We start from the raw sequence: 17,339 nt of genomic DNA on the forward strand, positions 1-17,339 counted from the left end.
CCCGAGCTCTACGCTGCTCTGCACTCCCTTGCCCTACGCGACGCTCTTCCGATCTCTCGCGCAGCCGCTCGGGGTCGGCGTGCAGGGACCGGGCAACGGGAGTGGGCCCGCCGCGCAGCGTGGCCTCCAGCGCCGCCAGGGTGAGCTTGTCCGCACGCACCGCCCGGGCCAGGGGGAAACGCGCCAGGCGGGTGATCGTCTCCGCGCGGCCCAGCAGCAGACCGGCCTGGGGCCCGCCGAAGAGCTTGTCCCCGCTCGCGATCACCGCGTCCGCCCCGGCCTCCAGTGCTTCGGAGAGGCTCGGCTCGTCCGGGAACGCGGGGTCCGGGGTGAGCAGCCCGCTGCCCACGTCCACGACCAGCGGCACGCCGTGCTCGTCCGCGAGCGCCCGCAGCTCGCGCAGCGGCACCGAGGAGGCAAAGCCGGCCACCCGGAAGTTGCTGGGGTGCACCTTCAGCAGGCACCCGGTGTCCGGGCCGAGCGCGTCGCGGTAGTCGGCGAGGTGCGTCCGGTTGGTGGTGCCCACCTCGCGCAGCCGCGCGCCCGTGGACTCCATGAGGTCCGAGAGCCTGAAGCCCGCGCCGATCTCCACGAACTCGCCGCGGCTGATGACCACCTCGCGGCCCGCGGCGAGCGCGGTGGTGGCGAGCACGAGGGCAGCCGCGCCGTTGGTCACGACGAGCGCGTCCTCGGCGGCCGGGCACGCCTCCAGCAACGCCTGGCGCGCCCCGACCCCGCGCTTCGAGCGCTGCCCGGACCGCAGGTCGAGCTCCACGTCCACGTAGCCGGAGGCGTCGAGCACCGCCTGCCGGGCGGCGTCCGAGAGCGGGGCCCGGCCGAGGTTGGTGTGCACGACCACGCCGGTGGCGTTGAGCACCGGGGTCAGGGAGCTCGGGCTCTGGGCCGTCAGCGCGGCAACGACGGCCCCCACCACGTCCTCCGGGGCGATCTCACCCGCGCGGGCACGGTCCTGGGCGGCGACAACGGCGCGGCGCACGGCGGCGTCCGCCAGTCCGGTCCCGGCGCGCACCACCTCGGGCTCCGCGAGGACGCGGTCCGTGCGAGGGATCCGGCGGCGGGGGTCCTGAGTGCTCACGGTGCTCCTGGGATCTCAACGGTGGCGGAGGCGGACGGGAATCGAACCCGCCAGACCGAGGTGCTCGGTCTCACCGGTTTTGAAGACCGGGGCGCCCACCAGGACACGTACGCCTCCGCCAGCGAATGTATCACCGGCCCACGACGCCCCCGCACGGGCCGGCCGGAGCCCTCCGCGGCACCGCCGGGTCAACAGTGCGTGTCCGCGGCCGTTCCTACACTGGGCCCATGAGCGATTCCCCCGCGTCCCCGTCCGTCTCCGTGCCCTCGCCCGGGACCGGCCGCCTCACGAGCTACGCCCACGGCGGTGGCTGCGCGTGCAAGATCCCGCCGGGAGAGCTCGAGGACGCCGTGCGCGGACTCACGGGGCAGGACGCGCCGGACGTCCTGGTGGGGCTGGACGACGGCGACGACGCCGCGGCCGTCCTCGTGCGCCCGGACCTCGCCGTGCTCTCCACGGCGGACTTCTTCACCCCGGTGGTGGACAGCGCCTACGACTGGGGTCGGATCGCCGCCGCCAACGCCCTCTCGGACGTCTACGCCATGGGCGGCACTCCGGTGGTCGCGATCAACCTGGTGGGCTGGCCGCGCGAGCTGCTGCCCATGGAGCTGATGTCGGAGGTGCTCCAGGGCGGGCTGGACGTGGCCCAGCTGGCGGGCTGCCCGGTGATCGGCGGGCACTCGATCGACGCTCCTGAGCCCACATACGGCATGGCCGTCACCGGCACGGCGGACCCGCAGCGCTTGATGCGCAACGACGCCGCCCGGCCCGGTCTGCCGATCACCCTCACCAAGCCGATCGGTGTGGGGCTGCTCAACAACCGCCACAAGACCACCGGCGAGGTCTTCCCCGCGGCCATCGAGGCCATGACGTCGCTGAACAAGGAGGCGTCCGAGGCCGCGCTGGCCGCCGGGGTGGAGGCCGCCACGGACGTCACCGGTTTCGGTCTGCTGGGCCACCTCTACAAGATGTGCCGGGCCTCCGGCGTGGGTGCGACGATCGACGCCACCGCGGTTCCCCTGGTCGACGGCGCCGCCGAGGCGTTGCGCGACGGCTTCGTCTCCGGCGGCACCCGGCGCAACCTGGACTGGGTGCGTCCCTACCTCACCGCCGGGGCGGGAATCACCGAGGACACCCTGCTGCTGCTCGCGGACGCCCAGACCTCCGGCGGGCTGCTCGTGGTCGGCGAGGTCCCGGGCTGCCCGGTGATCGGCGAGACCACCGCGCTTCCGGACGCGGCGGAGACCTTTGTCACCGTGCGCTGAGGCATCCCCGGGGCAGTGCCCGGGCGGTCGTGGCCGTGCACCGAGTCGAGTGCGCAGCGTCTGCGTCTCCGCACCGCCTCAGTGCCCGGTGCAGAGGCCCGCGCGGTGGCCGTTGCGGTGCCGGCGGGAGCCCCGCCCGGCGACCGCCGCACGGTGGTGCGGTCTCAGCCCTGCGGGTGCTGCGGGCCCGTGGTGATCGAGTCGTCGGTGATGCCCGCCGCGCGCCGCTTGTTGAGGCGGTTGCGCTGCGGAATCACCGTGTACTTGGGGTCCTTCACGGACTCCTTGCCACCCCAGAACACGCCGAAGCGGGTGAGTGCGGAGGAGGCCATCAAGGCGGCGCCGGAGACGGCGGCGACCCAGCGGCGTCGTCCCCCCAGCAGGGCACCGAGACCACCGGCGATCGAGAGCCGCTCGCTCCACTCCAACCACTCCCCCGGCTTCCCCTGTTCCAGGGGCTCCACGGTCACGGGGTCCATGGCCTTCTTCATGACGTGCATGGCCACGAGCTCCCCGGCCACCCCCGCCACCGCGAAGAAGCGCGCGGGCCCCGTCTCGGAGGTGGGCGTGGTGAGCAGGATCAGCCCGCCCGAGGCCAGGGACGCCGAGCTCGCGAACACGAATGCCAGGTGGCCGTGCATCTCGTGCCACGTGGGCACGGAGGTGTCGCTGAGCAGCATGGCCGTGTAGGTGGCCATGGGCGCGCCGAGCAGACCGGCGGCCACGCTCGTGGGCAGCTCCAGCGCGTGCAGCACGGGGCGCAGCGGGCCCAGCGGCAGACGCTCTCCTGTCATGCGGTCGATTTCCACCGTCGCGGCCACGCCCGCGTTCGTGGAGAAAGTGGCGAGCACCCACGAGCCCATGCTCATGGGCGAGGTGGGCTTGAACGTGCGCATCATGTGCAGGAAGCGCTCCGGGCGCCCGAGGTCCGCGACCAGCGCGATGCCGCCCAGCCCGGCCGCGGTCAGCGCCGCCAGCCGGCCGTTGCGGCGCATCGCGGGCCTGCCGGTGAGGTGGCCGCCGAGCGCGAGGATCGCGGAGCCGCCGGAGAGTCCACCCAGGAACAGGTAGGTGGCGATCTTCGAGTCCCACGGCGGGGCCTTCACGATCGGGCGGCCGTAGTAGGAGGTGAACTCCGGCTCGGGCACCATGGCCACCTCGCGGGAGCCGTCCCCGCCGCCGCGGCGGAAGGCGCCACCCCCGGCGGGCCTGTTGCGACGACGCTTCTTGCGACGCGGCTCCTCCGGCGGACGGTAGCTGTCGTAGGGCGAGATGCTCATGAGCGATCACCCGCCGTGAAGGCCGCCACGCCCAGCGCGAGCATGCCCAGCACCGCGGCTCCGGCCCGCTTGTACATCCGCGGCAGGTCTGCGGTGGGCACACGGGGGTCCGGGGGCAGGCCGTAGACCTCCGGCTCGTCGAGCAGCAGGAAGATGGAGCCCGTACCACCCACGCCGTCCTTGGGGTTCGCGCCGTACAGCCGCGCCTCGGTCTTGCCCTGCTCGTGCAGCTGGGTCACGCGGTGCTGCGCGGTCTCCAGCATGCTCTCCCGCTCGCCGTACTTGATGGACGTGGTGGGGCACGCCTGCGCGCACGCGGGGGTCTGGTCGTTCTTCATGCGGTCGTAGCACAGCGTGCACTTCTGGGCGATGCCGTCCTGCGGAACCTTGACGGTGTCCGGCATGGGCGGGGCTCCGCGCTGCGTCTTGGGCTCCACCAGGCCGTCGTTGCGGCGCTCGATCACACCGAACGGGCAACCGGCCACGCACGTGCCGCAGCCGTTGCAGATGTCCTCCTGGACCACCACGGTGCCGAACTCCGTGCGGAACAGCGCACCCGTGGGGCACACGTCCAGGCAGCCGGCGTGGGTGCAGTGCTTGCACACGTCCGAGGACATGAGCCAGCGGAAGTCCGGGGTGTCCAGCACGGGCGAGTCCTCCGCGGCCGTGCCGGGCGCGCCGGAGGACGACGACGCCGCGGCGCCACCTCCGCAGCCGCCACCCGAACCGCAGCCCACGGGCGCCGTGACGCCCGGCGTGGACTGGGACGAGCACGCGCACCCGGGCCCCGCGGCGTCGTCGGGTGCCGGAGCGGAACCGCACGCGCACCCGCCCGAGCCGCACGCCCCGCCCTGGGAGGCGGTGGCGGCGACGTCGTCCCCGGCGGCCGGGCCGCACGCGCACCCGCCGGACGACGGCGCGGACGACGCCGCAGGGGGTCCCACCCGCGGCATCCCCAGGTTCACCAGGGCGCGCCCGGACTCGCGGGCCTGCTCGACGCGCTCCTGGGACTGCTCGATGAACGCGACGTGGCGCCACGTGTCCGCGCCCAGGCCGCCGGTGTTGTCGTAGGAGGAACCGAGGATCTCGTAGTCCGAGTCCGCGGGGTTGCGGTTCCACTCCTTGCACGCGACCTCGCAGGCCTTGCAGCCGATGCAGATGGAGGTGTCCGTGAAGAAGCCGCGCCGCGGGTGCGTGTGCTCCCAGTAGGTGTCGTCCTCGAAGGCCGAGGTGGGCGTCATCCGGTCCGTGCTCACTTGTCCTCTTCCTGGTCCGCCGGGTGGTCCGCGGGGTGGTCCTCCGGGCGTTCCCCCGGGTGGTAGGCCGTGGACCGGCCCGCGGTGTCACCGCTGTCGCGTGCTCGCAGCGGATCCTGGTTGAGCTCCCGCTCGGGGTCCGTGATGCGCTCCATGCCGGTGCGCACCGTGAGGCCCGCCCGCTCCTGGTACTCGCGCACCAGCTCGTTGCGCTGCGCACCACGCGGTCGCCGCCCGGGGATGATGTCGCACGACCCCGTCTTGAAGTTCTGGATCTGCACGTTGGGGTCCAGCGTGATGCCCAGCAGGTCGTTCGCACCGTCACCGGTGACCACCGCGTCCGTGCCCGCACCCCAGTGGTACGGCAGGCCGATCTGGTGGATGGTCTTGCCCGCCACGGTCAGCGGGGTCATACGGTCCGTGACCATGACCTTGACCTCGATGGCCGAGCGCGGGGAGACGATGGTGGCCCACCCGTAGGGCTCCAGCCCCTTCAGCTGCGCGAGCTCCGGGGAGATCTCGCAGAACATCTCGGGCTGCAGCTCGGAGAGGTAGGGCAGCCACCGGCTCATGCCGCCGGCGGTGTGGTGCTCCGTGAGCCGGTACGTGGTGAACATGAACGGGTAGACGTCCGTTCCCGGTGCGTCACCGCTGGCCGCGGAGAGGTTGTCCTCCCGCGGGAACATCACCCGCGTGGGGTTCTGCTGCTGCGCGTACAGCGGATTGGCCACCGGGGACTCCTGCGGCTCGTAGTGCGTGGGCAGGGGCCCGTCCAGCATCCCCTTGGGAGCGAAGAGCCACCCCTTGCCGTCCGCCTGCATGATGAACGGGTCGTTGCCCGCCAGGCCGTCCGGGCCGGCGACGTCCGGTCCCGGCCGCGCCGAGGGGTCACGGTCCAGAGGGAAGTCCGGGTTGTCCTTTCCGGTCCAGCGGCGGTTCTCCTCGTCCCACCACACGAGCTTCTTGCGCTCGCTCCACGGCCGGCCCTTCGGGTCCGCGGAGGCGCGGTTGTAGAGGATGCGCCGGTTGGCGGGCCAGGCCCACGCCCACTGCGAGGCGATCTCGTCCTGCTGCCACCCCGGAACACGCATGGCCGCCCGGTTGACGCGGTCCGCGTAGATGCCCGCGTAGATCCAGCACCCGCCGGACGTGCTGCCGTCCGCCGTCATCTGGCCGTAGCTGCTCAGGGGCTCACCGGCGTTCTCCCCGGACTCGAACCGCCCGTTGATCTCGGCCAGCACGGAGACCGGATCGATCTCGCCCTGCTCGTCCAGCGGGTAGTCCCACGTCAGGTCGAGCAGCGGACGGTCCCGCGGGTCCTCGGAGTCCGCGAGCCGCTGCCGGATGCGCTTGCCGAGCTCGAAGAAGAACTCCAGCTCGCTCTGCGCGTCCCCGGGCGGAGCGACGGCCTGGTGGCGCCACTGCACGAGCCGCTGGGTCTGCGTGAAGGATCCAGACTTCTCCACGTGGGTGGCCGCGGGCATGAAGAAGACCTCGGTCTGGATGTCCTCCGTCTTCAGCTCGCCCGAGGCGATCTCCGGGCCGTCCTTCCACCACGTGGCGGACTCGATCATGTTCAGGTCACGCACCACCAGCCACTTCAGGTGGGACATGCCCAGCCGCTGCATCCGACCGTTCGCCGAGCCCACGGCGGGGTTCTGCCCCAGGAGGAAGTAGCCCTCCACCTTGTCCTCGAGCATGGCCATGAGCGTCTGGTAGGTGCCGTGGGCACCGTTGATGCGGGGGATGTAGTTGTACGCCCACTCGTTCTCCGCGGTGGCGGCCTCACCCCACCACGCCTTCAGCAGGTTGACGGCGTACGCCTCCGCGTTCGCCCAGTAGCCCTTCTGCTCCGTGGTGCGGATGCCGTCCACGTAGTCCGAGAACGTCTGCTTGCTCACCTCGGGCATGGGCAGGTAGCCGGGCAGCAGGTTGAACAGGGTGGGGATGTCCGTGGAGCCCTGGATGGTCGCGTGACCGCGCAGCGCCATGATGCCGCCACCCGGGCGGCCCATGTTGCCCAGCAGCAGCTGCAGGATCGAGGCCGTGCGGATGAACTGGGCACCCAGGGTGTGCTGGGTCCAGCCCACGGCGTACGCGAAGCACGTGGTGCGGTCCCGTCCGGAGTTCTCCGTGATGGAGCGTGCCAGGTACTCGAAGTCCGCCTCCGAGATGCCGCACGCCTCCCGCACCATCTGGGGCGTGTACCGCGCGTAGTGGCGCCTGAGGATCTGGAACACCGTGCGCGGGTGCTGGAGGGTCTCGTCCCGCACCGGCACGCCTCCGCCCACGGGCGCGCCGCCGCTGCCGAACTCGTCGCCACCGGCCTCGGCCCGCTGCTTGGCGCCCTTGGCGTGCTCGTGCTCGCCCTCGCCGCCGGAGCCGTGGTTGACGACGCCGCGGCCCGCGGCGTCGTCGGACGCACCCCCGTGGGAATCCTGTCCCTCGGCGTCCTCGGTCTGGTATGCCCACGACTTCAGGTGGTAGGCGCCGCTCTCCTCGTCGTAACCGGAGAACAGTCCGTCCAGGTCCTCGGCGTCCTCGAAGTCCTCGCTGATCAGGTTGGAGGCGTTCGTGTAGTTGACCACGTAGTCGTGGAACCAGAGGTCGTTGCTCAGCACGTGGTTGATGAGCGCACCGAGCAGCACGATGTCCGATCCCGCCCGGATGGGCAGGTGCTTGTCAGCGACCGCGGAAGTGCGTGTGAAGCGCGGGTCCACGTGGATGACCCTGGCACCGCGCGCCTTGGCCTCCGTGACCCACTGGAAGCCCACGGGATGGCACTCGGCCATGTTGGAGCCCTGGATCACGATGCAGTCGGCGTTGGCCATATCCTGCAGGGACTGGGTCGCGCCACCGCGACCGAACGAGGTTCCCAGACTGGGAACCGTGGCGGAGTGTCAAATCCGGGCCTGGTTCTCGATCTGCACCGCCCCGGCCGCGGTGAACAGCTTCTTGATCAGGTAGTTCTCTTCGTTGTCCAGCGTGGCCCCGCCCAGGGACGCGATGCCCATGGTGCGGCGCAGCGGACGGCCGTCCTCGTCCGTGTCCTGCCAGCCGCGGCGTCGGGACTCGAGGAAGCGGTCCGCGATCATGTCGATCGCGGTGTCAAGCTCCAGGGGCTGCCACTCCGAGGCGCCGGGTGCCCGGTAGAGCATCTGGGTCTGGCGGCCCGGGGAGTTCACGAGCTGCTCGCTCGCGGAGCCCTTGGGGCACAGCCGACCGCGGGAGATCGGCGAGTCCGGGTCACCCTCGATCTGGATGACGCGCTCGTCCTTGACGTAGACCTTCTGTCCGCAGCCCACCGCGCAGTAGGGGCAGATGCTCTGCACCACGCGGTCCGCCGTGGCGGTGCGGGCGGTGAGGTCACGGGTGTGCTGGGACTGCACCGCGGAGCTGCGGCCGGTGCGGTCACCCGTGCGGAGCTGGCGGATGACCGGCCACTCCAGGGGGCTGAAACGAGACATGCGAAAAGGATAGACCTCCGCGCGGACACGATTGCGCACCAGGTGTTTCCCGGCTCCGCTCACCGCGGGCGCCGGCCGCCGCGTCCCAGGCGGTCGACGACGCCGCGGCGCCCCGTCATCCGGGTTCGTCCCCCGCTGCTCCGGGCACGGAGGGTGTCCCGGGGTGGCTCAGTCCTCGTCCTCCAGCGGGTCGGAGCTTTCGAAGCCTGCGTCCTCGAGGGACTCGTTGACCTCCTCGTCAGCCTGCGGGTCGTCGATCATCCGCTCGACCTCCGGGTCCGCTAGCTCCGGGTCCGTGCCCGGTTCCACCATGAGGTCCTCGTCGTCCGCGAGCTGCCGGGCGTCCGCGTCCTCGGGGTGCTTCAGGGGGTCGTCGTCCTGGCCCCACTGGGCGTCGTCCTCCTCCCAGGCGTCGTCCTCGTCCCCCGAGGTCTCGGAGAACTCGTCCTTGCCGAGGATCTCGTTCTGCACCTCGGGATCGTCCAGCGGGTTGGGGTCCGGGATGGGCTGGGTCATGGTGTGCTCCTTCGCGGGTTCTGGGGCCGCGTGCTGTCACGGGCACCGCCAGACTACGGCTCCGCGCGCGCCACCTCCACCGGCCCGGCGGGGGTTCGTTGCGGGCGGCAGCGGAGGCGACCCCGGCCGTTCCCGCACCCCGATGTGCGTGTCTCGGCGCCGACACGGTCGCGTTGCATCACTTTGCATCTATGTGGTGGTTGAGTTGAGGCACCCGGCCCTCCCGGCGGGGTCCCGCACGTCTGCGGGGTCAAGGACTCGTCGAGAGGCCCGCCATGCCCAGGACACGCCACGCCGTCGTCATCCCAGCGCTGCTCGTGCTCGCCCTCGGCGGGCTCACGGCATGCGGTTCACAGTCCGCGGAGGAGCCGCAGGCGACGTCGACCGCCGCCCGCAACGCGCCCACCTCGGGGATCCGCTCGCAGGCCCCGACGACGACGCCGTCCGCCCTCGACGGCACGCAGCCCGCCTCCCAGCCCACGAAGAAGCCCGCGGCCAGGCCGAGCGAGACGCCCAACGGTGCAGACGGCGCGGACGAGGAGACGACGTCGTCGGCCACCCCGGAACCGTCCGGGTCCTGCGGCACCGACAGCGCAAAGCAGGCTGTCGACGACAACCTCGACAAGGTTCCAGCACCGTTCGATGCATCGGATCCAGCGAGCAGCTCAGACTTCGGATGGGTTGTCGATGACGACAGCACGTACGATCCATGCGCCGCGCTGTCCTGGGTGACGCTCGGGATCAAGGGCACTGTTTCTTCTCCCTACACACAGATGCTCTTTCACAACGGTGACTACCTGGGAACCACCACCTCTAAGGCCATCGGTTTCTACCCGACGACTGTTCGACTCAACGACTCCTCAATGCAGGTGACCTACAAATTCGTCGAGGGCAACGAGAGCAACGCCGAGGCCCGTGGCCGCGCCGTGTCCGTCTACTCCTGGAACCCCGACACCGAGTCCATCGACCACTCCGGCGAGTGGCCCCCGGGCATCGGCTGACCCACCGCTGCGGGCGGGTCGTCGGGCCGAGGGACGAACTGCTCGATGGGCCGGGCAACGGCTCACCGGTTCCGTGACACAACCGTGACATCACGTCTCACGATGCTTCTGACCTGCGGAAACAATGAGACGGCGACTCATCGACGCGCCCTACAAGCATCGTCGTAAGCGGTTTGCCTTTGCACAGCCGCGGTCGAGACCCCATGGTGGAACCAGGTCGCCACACCGGTGGCCGTACGGAAAACATCCAAGGAGTCACTTCATGGGACGCCTCACTCGTCTTTCCACCCGCACCACCGCCGCGGCCGCCGGAGCCCTCCTGCTGGCCGGTGGCATTGCAGGACCGGCCATGGCCTCCGGGCAGGCGCCCGAGGCCGCGACGTCGTCCGCCGCCGCATCCGACTGCGGCCTGGAGACCGGCGACCAGGCCGCCCAGCGCTGGATCCCCGTCCTGACCCCGCCGTTCGGCGCGGACCACGAGGAGCAGGGCGCGTGGGACACCAAGAACGTGGACACCTCCACCTACGACCAGTGCGCGGAGCTGTCCTGGATCACGGTGAAGACCGAGGGCGCCACGGCCTCCTCGCCGAGCACCATCATGCTGTTCCGCAAGGGCGCCTACCTGGGCACGGCCACCAACGGGTCCTTCGGCTTCGCCCCGGACGTGGACCGCGTGGACGACTCCACGCTGGACGTGACCTTCCACTACCCGCAGGACGGCGACAGCAACGCCGACCCACACGGCACGGCGACCTCCACGTACTCGTGGGACCAGGACGCCGGCAAGCTCACCCAGGAGGGCCAGCTGCCTCCTCACCTGAACAACTGATCCCCTGCCGAGGCACGGGTGCCTGAGCGCCTGACGCCGGGCAACGCGACGGGGCCGTCCACCGACACCGGTGGGCGGCCCCGTCGTTGTCCCCGCCTGTGCGGGCAAGGCAGGGGCGCACTTCTCGGATACCCGCGAACGGCTCGCGAAGGTTACCGAATCGCAATCCCTTTCGCGCTATTTGCTATTGCACACCCGCGGTTGAGCCCCCAGTGTGGAAACAGGTCGTCGAGCGACGGCCGTACGGAAAACACCGAAGGAGTCACGTCATGGGACACCTCGCACGTCTTTCCACTCGCACCACCGCCGCCGCAGCAGGAGCACTCCTGCTCGCCGGGGGACTTTCCGCTCCCGCCCTCGCATCGGGCGCGGCCCCGCAGGGCGCGTCGTCGCCCACCGCACAGACGGCCCCGGATCCCTGCCCCAACGACTCCCCCGAGTACGCCGTGCGGCAGGCAGCCACGCAGCTGCCGCCGCCCTACAGCGCGGACGTGCCGAACGCGCCGGAGTGGGCCGTTGACGGTGCGGACACGTCTACCTACAACGGCTGCGCGGGCCTCTCCTGGGTCTCCGTGACGGTGGCCGGCGCCACGGCGTCCTCGCCTGACGCGATCATGCTGTTCTCCCACGGCCGGTGCCTGGGCACGGCGTCCGCCACGCACTTCGGCTTCGAGCCGGAGGTGGAGCGCGTAGACGACTCCACGCTGCGGGTCACCTACCGCTACCTCCTCGACGGCGACGCCAACGCGGCACCCCGGGGCAGGGCGGTCTCCGAGTTCCACTACGACGCCGCCTCGGGCCGCGTGGTGCACACCGGCGAGTTCCCGCCGCAGGACGCCTGACCAGAACCACCCCGGCGGGTCGACAGTTCCCCGGGGTGACGGACGACGAGGGCCGACCAGACCGCTGGTCGGCCCTCGTCGTTCCGACGTCGTCCGGCGGACACCTGTTTCCCGGCCGCGCGTGTGAGGTGTGGCACGATGACCGCGAGGGGCACGACGTCGTCGAGGGGGGAACCGTGGAACTAATGCGCACGCTCGTCACCGCTGCCGCGGGCTCCTACGGCGCGAACTGCGCGCTGGGGACGAGCGCGGCGCTCGGCTGGGTGGACACGTCCTCCTTCCGGTGGGTGCACCACGCGCTGTACGTGAGCACGTCCTCGCTCACCGCGGCCGCCGTGGTGGCGGGGTTGTGGAAGGGGTCGACGACGGCGCTCGCCCTGGTCCCCACGCTCGTCCCCCTCGTCCTGCTGCAGCGCCACGGTGCCCGCCCGCTGCCACGCCACACGCGGGACGCCCTCGCGGCGGCACCGTGCTACGCGGCCGGCCTCGCGCTGGCCTGGAGGTGAACCATGGAGTTCCTGGACGCTGTCTTCAACCGCAGGACCACCAACGGCCCGTTCCGTCCTGATCCGGTGAGCCCCGAGCACCAGCAGCTGCTGATCCGCGCGGCCGCGGCGGCGCCGTCCCAGTTCAACAGCCAGCCGTGGCGGTTCGTGCTGGTCGAGGACCGGGAGACCATCGGGACGATCGCCCGCATCAGCGGCGAGAGCATGACCGAGGTGATGGGCGCGGGAACGTTCTTCGACCGGTACAAGAAGTACTTCCGCTTCAGCCAGAAGGAGATGGACACCCTGCGCAGCGGCATGCTCTTCGACAGGCTGCCCGCCCTGCTGCGCCCGTTCACCTCCCGGGCGTTCACACCGTCCGGACAGAAGCTCATGAACCGGCTGCGGGTGCCGCAGACCCTCGGCGAGGAGAACCGCAAACTCGTGGCCGGTTCACCGCTGCTGCTCGGCGTGATGCTGGAGCGCGGCGAGTACCGGCCGGAGGAGCTCTCCGGCTTCTACTCCGTGTTCAGCATGGGCGCGGCCATGGAGAACCTGTGGCTGACCACCGTGGAGCTGGGCATGGGTATCCAGTTCGTGTCCTTCCCCATGGAGGCCCCGCACCAGTGGGCGCGGATCGTGGAGCTGCTCGAGGTCCCGGAAGACCTGGAGCTCATGGCCGTCTACCGATTGGGCTACGTGCCCGAGAGCACGCACCGCCCCGCGATCGACTGGTCCAGCCGCGAGCGCAAGCGCCCCTCCCAGTTCGTCTTCCGGGAGACGTGCGCCACGCCGCAGCTGGGGTGGGACGAGGACTCCCGCCCCGGTTCCGACTGACCGCGGCCCGGTCTGCCCCCCTCCTGCGTCGGCTCCCGGATCAGCCCGACCTGCGGGCCAGTCGGGTCCATGTATCAGTCAGGTCCATGTATCAGTCATGCCCACGGGGCAGTGAGGTCCGCGGGTCAGTGGGGTCCGCGGTTCAGTCCGTTCCCCGGTGCACCGCCAGGACGCGGAAGAAGCGTTGGCGGCGCACCCGCCACCCGGGCGGCACGAGCGCGGCCAGCTCGTCCGGTGTGCGGCTGCGCCGGATGGACAGCAGCCCGTCGAAGCGCACGAAGGTGCGGGCGCGGGCCAGCGGCAGGGTGGCCGCCCAGTAGATGAGCCATGCCAGGCGTGAGCGCCGCAGGTCGTTGTGCACCGCGATCCCACGTGCCAGGAGCGCGGAGTCCTCCAGCAGTCCGGTCAGTTCGGGGGCATCCAGGTGGTGCAGCACGTGGTTGGAGAGCACGGCGTCGTACCGCTCCCCCGCCGCCACGAGGTCCGCACTGGACACCGTCCGGTAGGTGGTTCCCGCCCCGCGGTCGTGCGCGCGTGCCCACGTGATGGCCCGGGAGTCCGGGTCGATGCCCGTGACCCGCACCTCCAGCGAGTCCCGGGCGGCCCAGCGCGCCACGGCCCGTGCGACGTCGCCGCCCCCGCAGCCCACGTCCAGGACCGTGGCCGGGCGGGACTCACCCGCCGCGGCGCGCAGCACCGGGCGGAGGTCACGCACGTAGACCGCCCTCCAGGAGGCCACGAGCAGGTTGATGACGCCGAACATCCGGTAGGTGGTGTCCAGGGCCCGCGGATCGCACGCGGGATCGTCCATGAGCTCGGGCTCGTCGAGGGCCCGACGGCGCAGCAGCGGGTCCACGGGTCACTCGCCCCGGCCGTCGGCGGGCCCGGGCAGCACCCGCAGCAGCGCGCTCTCGATGCTCAGCCCCGGCCCGAACGCCATGGCCGCCACCGCGCCGGGCTCCCCGCGGGCGAGGATCCGCTCCAGCACGAACAGGATGGTGGCGCTGCTCATGTTCCCGGCCTCGCGCAGCACGCTCCGGGAGGGCGCCATCTGCTCCTGCGTGAGCCCCAGCCGCGACTGCACCTTGTCCAGGATGCTGCGCCCGCCCGGGTGCACCGCCCACTGCGGTACGCGCCCCGCCGTCTCGCCCGTGCGGCGCAGCAGCGGGGCCAGTGCGTCGACCACGTGGTCGTCGATGATCCGCGGCACGTACGCGCCCAGGATCATCTCGAAGCCCTCGTCCCCCACACTCCAAGCGAGCTCGTCCTCGCCCACGGGAGCGAGTGCGGTCTCGAAGTCCACCAGTTCCATGCTCGGCCCCGCGCGGGGGACCTCCCGCGCGCTGACCACCGCTGCGGCCGCCCCGTCCGCGAACAGGGCGTTGCCCATGACGGTGTCCGGGTCGTTGCGCACGTGCAGGTGCAGCGTGCACAGCTCCAGGCACACCACCAGGACCACGGCCTGCGGGTCCGCGCGGCACGCGGTGGCCGCGGCCCGCAGGGCGGGGAAGGCCGCGTTGCAGCCCATGAACCCCAGGTGCGTGCGGGCCACGTCCGCGGGCAGCCCGAGGTCCTTGGCCACGCGCACGTCCGGTCCCGGCGCGAAGAAACCGGTGCAGGACACGGTGACCACGTGGGTCACGTCCGCCGCCTCGACCGGCGCGCGGTCCAGCGCGGCGCGAGCCACCGAGACGAACATGCGACGCGCGTTCTCCGTGTAGATCCGGTTGCGCTCGTGCGTGCCCGGGGAGAGCAGCTGCCCCGCGGCGGCCCCGACGAACGACGACGACGTCGCACCGTCACCTTCCTCGCGCGGGCGAACGGTGCCCTCCGGACCCGACGGCGCGGCATCGTCCCGGCGTGCCCGTGCGGCGTCGGCGAGGGCACCCAGCTCGGGAAGCACCGTGTGGCGCGTGTCCACACCGGCCGCGCGGAACGTGGCGCGGACCAGGCGGGTGCCCAGCCGCGTCATGCCCGGCTGCTCGGCGAAGACCTCCGCCACGTCCTCCTGGCGGATCATGGTGTCCGGGACCTCGGTGGCGATCGACAGCATGCGAACAGTCATGGCCCATGGTAGGCACCCTCACAGCGGGCAGGGCCGTAGCCTGGGGCCATGACCGAGCACCCCGACGACACCCGCCCCCGCTCCGTCCAGTTCCTCGACCGCGTGCGCGAGAACCTCGACCGGCTGAGCCCAGAAGAGGCGTACCGGGAGCAGCAGGAGGGCGCGATCATCGTGGACGTGCGCACCGAGACCCACCGCGGGGACGGCCCGCACATCCCGGGCGCGCTGGTCATCGACCTCACGGTGCTGCCGTGGCGGCTGGACCCGGACTTCGCCTGGTCCGTTCCGGAGGCGGTGTCACCGGAGCAGCGGTGGATCCTCGTGTGCCGCCACAGCTACGCGACGTCCCTGGCCGCCTGGAACCTGCGGGAGATGGGGCTCTCACGCGTCACGGACGTCGTCGGCGGCTTCGAGGCGTGGCACGAGGCGGGCCTGCCCACCACCATGGATCCGCCGGACGTCCGGCCCTGACGTCCTCCCCCACCCGTTCCCGGTGGCGGCCCGGAAACGTCGGCACCGCGCGGCGCGCCGTCCGGTGCCCGCGGCTCCGGTGGGCTCGCGGGCAGACCCGGCCCGGCGACGTCGTCCCCACGATCACCGCGGCAGCCCCGGTCCGAACGACCCGCGGAGCAGGGCCGACGGACACGACAGGGGCCGCACCCGTGCATGACGGACGCGGCCCCCGACGCGTGACGAGAACGTGTGGATCAGAGGTCCACGGCCCCGTTCTCGCCGTCCACCGTCTCGCCCGTCACCTTGGCCTTGAGGAGGTTGGCCACCTGGGTGATCTTGCTGCCACCCGGGGCGTCCCAGTACTCGGCGGTGTGCCCGTCCACCTCGATGAGCACGTTGTTCGGGTTCTCCGGGCCGCCCTCGAGCCACGACTCCGTGAAGGAGCTCCACAGCTCGCGCAGCTGGTCCGGGTCGTTGACGATGCGCGCCGTGCCGCACAGGGAGACCCACGCGCCGTTGCCCGAGTAGGCCACGTTCACCTCGGGATTCTTCTGGATGGCCTGGCCCTGCGCCGAGGCGCGCTCGGCGATGAAGCGCACCGTGCCGTCGAAGTCCACGTCCTGGGTGGCCATGGGCCGGGAGATCAGGTGGCCCTCGTCGTCCAGGTGCGTGAGCATCGCAATGCGGGTGCTCTTGATGATGTCCCGGACCTTCTGGACCTGCTCGTTGTCTTCCACCGTGACGCTCCTTCGGATTGAGGCTGTGGTCGCGTGCTCCGTCGGAGGACCTCACGGGGCCGCCGGCGCGGCACGCACCATCAGTCTAATTAGCATTGACCGGGAACACGACGGGTTGAGAAACGGAGAGGGAGGCGACGCCGCATGGGCCGCTCGCACGAGGAGACCGTTGCGCTGCTGCTCGCGCGCCACGACCGCACGTACGCGCAGGAGGCCGGGATCGAGCTGGCGGACACGCCCGCTCCCCTGTTCCAGCTGCTCGTCCTGGCCAACCTGCTCTCGGCCCGGATCGGCGCGGGTGCGGCCGTTGCCACCGCGCGGGAGCTGTTCGCGGCCGGGTTCCGCACCCCGGAGAGAATGCGTGCGGCGTCGCGCCCCGCGCTCGTGGCGGCGCTGGGTCGCGGCGGGTACAGACGCTACGACGAGCGCACGGCCACGATGCTCCACGACGGCGCGCAGCAGCTCCCCCGGGACGACGACGGCGACCTGCGCCACCTGCGCGACGCCTGCGACGGCCCCGGTCAGATCCTCAAACGGCTCCAGGAGTTCCCGGGCATCGGGCCCACGGGTGCTGCGATCTTCGGCCGCGAGGCGCAGGGTGTGTGGCCCGTCCTCGCCCCGTTCTTCGACAAGAAGGCGCTGTCCGGTGCGGTGAAGCTCGGGCTTCCCGACGACGCCGCCCGCCTGGCTGATCTCGTGCGTCCCGACCAGCTGCCGGTCCTGGCCTCCGGCCTGGTGCGGACGGCCCTGCACCGCGGCGCGGGCGACCCGCTGTGCTGAACGCACGGCGCCCCGGCAACCACCGTGACCCGCGCGCAGCGGGTGAGGCGACTCGGCCTCGGGACAGGAGATGCAGCAGTACGGCAGCTGCTTCCGGGCCCAGTCCCACGGCAAGGTCTTCCACTCGATCGCCTCGATGGTCGTGGCGAAGGTGATGGACTACGGGCTGTCGATCGCCCAGTTCTGCGTGGGGTTCGTGATGCTCGCCGGGGCCGGGTCCAGCCTGCGCGCGCGCCAGCTGGGCGACTTCCCGGGCCCGGACCTCTGCAGGGAGGCGGCCCAGCCCAGCGGGACCGAGATCTCCCCCGGAGGAGCAGTCCGAGCTCCGTGAGCGGCTCTCGACCCTGCAGCGCGAGCGACGGTGAGCACGAGGTCGCCGGGGTGTCCGGAATCCAGTCCGTGCGAGCCGCGAGCTCTCCCTCACAGATGT

17 protein-coding genes and 1 tRNA gene are annotated in these 17,339 nt (G+C 71.5%); 9 read left to right on the plus strand and 9 right to left on the minus strand.

Annotated elements, in window-relative coordinates; all coding sequences use genetic code 11:
* On the minus strand, nt 1-1,096 hold a 1,096-nt coding region (gene selA / locus D8M39_RS02925), incomplete at its 3' end, for an L-seryl-tRNA(Sec) selenium transferase (RefSeq protein ID WP_126874356.1).
* Nucleotides 1,097-1,118: 22 nt separating this feature from the next.
* Nucleotides 1,119-1,213, minus strand: a tRNA-Sec gene (locus D8M39_RS02930).
* 110 nt (nt 1,214-1,323) lie between these two features.
* Here D8M39_RS02930 and selD point away from each other — a divergent pair.
* Entirely contained in the window at nt 1,324-2,361 is a 1,038-nt protein-coding gene (gene selD, locus D8M39_RS02935) for a selenide, water dikinase SelD (RefSeq protein ID WP_126874357.1), read from the plus strand.
* Nucleotides 2,362-2,525: 164 nt separating this feature from the next.
* On the opposite strand, the gene nrfD is transcribed toward selD, so the two are convergent.
* The 4 genes from nrfD to D8M39_RS02960 form a co-directional block, all read right to left on the minus strand.
* Complete coding sequence (nrfD, locus tag D8M39_RS02940) at nt 2,526-3,641, minus strand: NrfD/PsrC family molybdoenzyme membrane anchor subunit (RefSeq protein WP_055083712.1); 1,116 nt, start codon at nt 3,639-3,641, stop codon at nt 2,526-2,528.
* Nucleotides 3,638-4,897, minus strand: a complete 1,260-nt coding sequence (locus D8M39_RS02945; RefSeq protein ID WP_055083710.1) for a 4Fe-4S dicluster domain-containing protein — start codon at nt 4,895-4,897, stop codon at nt 3,638-3,640. Before D8M39_RS02945 ends, nrfD begins: the two co-directional genes overlap by 4 nt.
* Nucleotides 4,894-8,364, minus strand: coding sequence for a formate dehydrogenase (gene fdh / locus D8M39_RS02950; RefSeq protein ID WP_174233440.1), 3,471 nt, complete (start codon nt 8,362-8,364; stop codon nt 4,894-4,896). Before fdh ends, D8M39_RS02945 begins: the two co-directional genes overlap by 4 nt.
* Nucleotides 8,365-8,532: 168 nt before the next feature.
* Nucleotides 8,533-8,880: a hypothetical protein gene (locus D8M39_RS02960; protein WP_055083704.1), complete on the minus strand. Its 348-nt coding sequence runs from the start codon at nt 8,878-8,880 to the stop codon at nt 8,533-8,535.
* 275 nt (nt 8,881-9,155) lie between these two features.
* Here D8M39_RS02960 and D8M39_RS02965 point away from each other — a divergent pair, with 275 nt between their 5' ends.
* The 5 genes from D8M39_RS02965 (at nt 9,156) to D8M39_RS02985 (ending at nt 12,874) form a co-directional block, all read left to right on the plus strand.
* Entirely contained in the window at nt 9,156-9,881 is a 726-nt protein-coding gene (locus D8M39_RS02965; protein WP_126874360.1) for an LppP/LprE family lipoprotein, read from the plus strand.
* Between the two features lie 262 nt (nt 9,882-10,143).
* Nucleotides 10,144-10,710 carry an LppP/LprE family lipoprotein gene (locus tag D8M39_RS02970; RefSeq protein ID WP_161971374.1) on the plus strand — a complete coding sequence of 189 codons (567 nt, stop codon included), beginning with the start codon at nt 10,144-10,146 and terminating at the stop codon, nt 10,708-10,710.
* Between the two features lie 269 nt (nt 10,711-10,979).
* The gene (locus D8M39_RS02975) at nt 10,980-11,552 is read left to right on the plus strand and encodes an LppP/LprE family lipoprotein (RefSeq protein WP_126874362.1); all 573 of its coding nucleotides are present in this window, start codon (nt 10,980-10,982) and stop codon (nt 11,550-11,552) included.
* A gap of 185 nt (nt 11,553-11,737) precedes the next feature.
* A complete protein-coding gene (locus D8M39_RS02980; protein WP_238693927.1) occupies nt 11,738-12,058 on the plus strand; it encodes a hypothetical protein in 321 nt (106 codons plus the stop codon).
* A 3-nt stretch (nt 12,059-12,061) separates the two neighbouring features.
* Entirely contained in the window at nt 12,062-12,874 is an 813-nt protein-coding gene (locus D8M39_RS02985; protein WP_055083694.1) for a nitroreductase family protein, read from the plus strand.
* Between the two features lie 142 nt (nt 12,875-13,016).
* Here the strand turns inward: D8M39_RS02985 and D8M39_RS02990 are convergent, their stop codons facing one another.
* Together D8M39_RS02990 and D8M39_RS02995 are read right to left on the minus strand one after the other, a co-directional pair.
* Entirely contained in the window at nt 13,017-13,730 is a 714-nt protein-coding gene (locus D8M39_RS02990) for a methyltransferase domain-containing protein (protein WP_126874364.1), read from the minus strand.
* Between the two features lie 3 nt (nt 13,731-13,733).
* Nucleotides 13,734-14,939, minus strand: a complete 1,206-nt coding sequence (locus D8M39_RS02995; protein ID WP_126874365.1) for a type III polyketide synthase — start codon at nt 14,937-14,939, stop codon at nt 13,734-13,736.
* A 48-nt stretch (nt 14,940-14,987) separates the two neighbouring features.
* On the opposite strand from D8M39_RS02995, the gene D8M39_RS03000 reads away from it, so the two are divergent.
* Entirely contained in the window at nt 14,988-15,410 is a 423-nt protein-coding gene (locus D8M39_RS03000) for a rhodanese-like domain-containing protein (RefSeq protein ID WP_055083687.1), read from the plus strand.
* Nucleotides 15,411-15,646: 236 nt separating this feature from the next.
* Here the strand turns inward: D8M39_RS03000 and D8M39_RS03005 are convergent, their stop codons facing one another.
* On the minus strand, nt 15,647-16,129 hold the full coding sequence (locus tag D8M39_RS03005) for a pyridoxamine 5'-phosphate oxidase family protein (RefSeq protein ID WP_126874366.1): 483 nt from the start codon (nt 16,127-16,129) through the stop codon (nt 15,647-15,649).
* Between the two features lie 144 nt (nt 16,130-16,273).
* Here D8M39_RS03005 and D8M39_RS03010 point away from each other — a divergent pair, with 144 nt between their 5' ends.
* Nucleotides 16,274-16,909, plus strand: coding sequence for an endonuclease (locus D8M39_RS03010; protein WP_126874367.1), 636 nt, complete (start codon nt 16,274-16,276; stop codon nt 16,907-16,909).
* A gap of 70 nt (nt 16,910-16,979) precedes the next feature.
* A complete protein-coding gene (locus tag D8M39_RS03015) occupies nt 16,980-17,240 on the plus strand; it encodes a hypothetical protein (protein WP_126874368.1) in 261 nt (86 codons plus the stop codon).
* Nucleotides 17,241-17,339 lie beyond the last annotated feature (99 nt).

It is taken from the genome of Kocuria sp. HSID17590 (genome assembly GCF_003989485.1).
GTDB lineage: Bacteria > Actinomycetota > Actinomycetes > Actinomycetales > Micrococcaceae > Kocuria > Kocuria salsicia.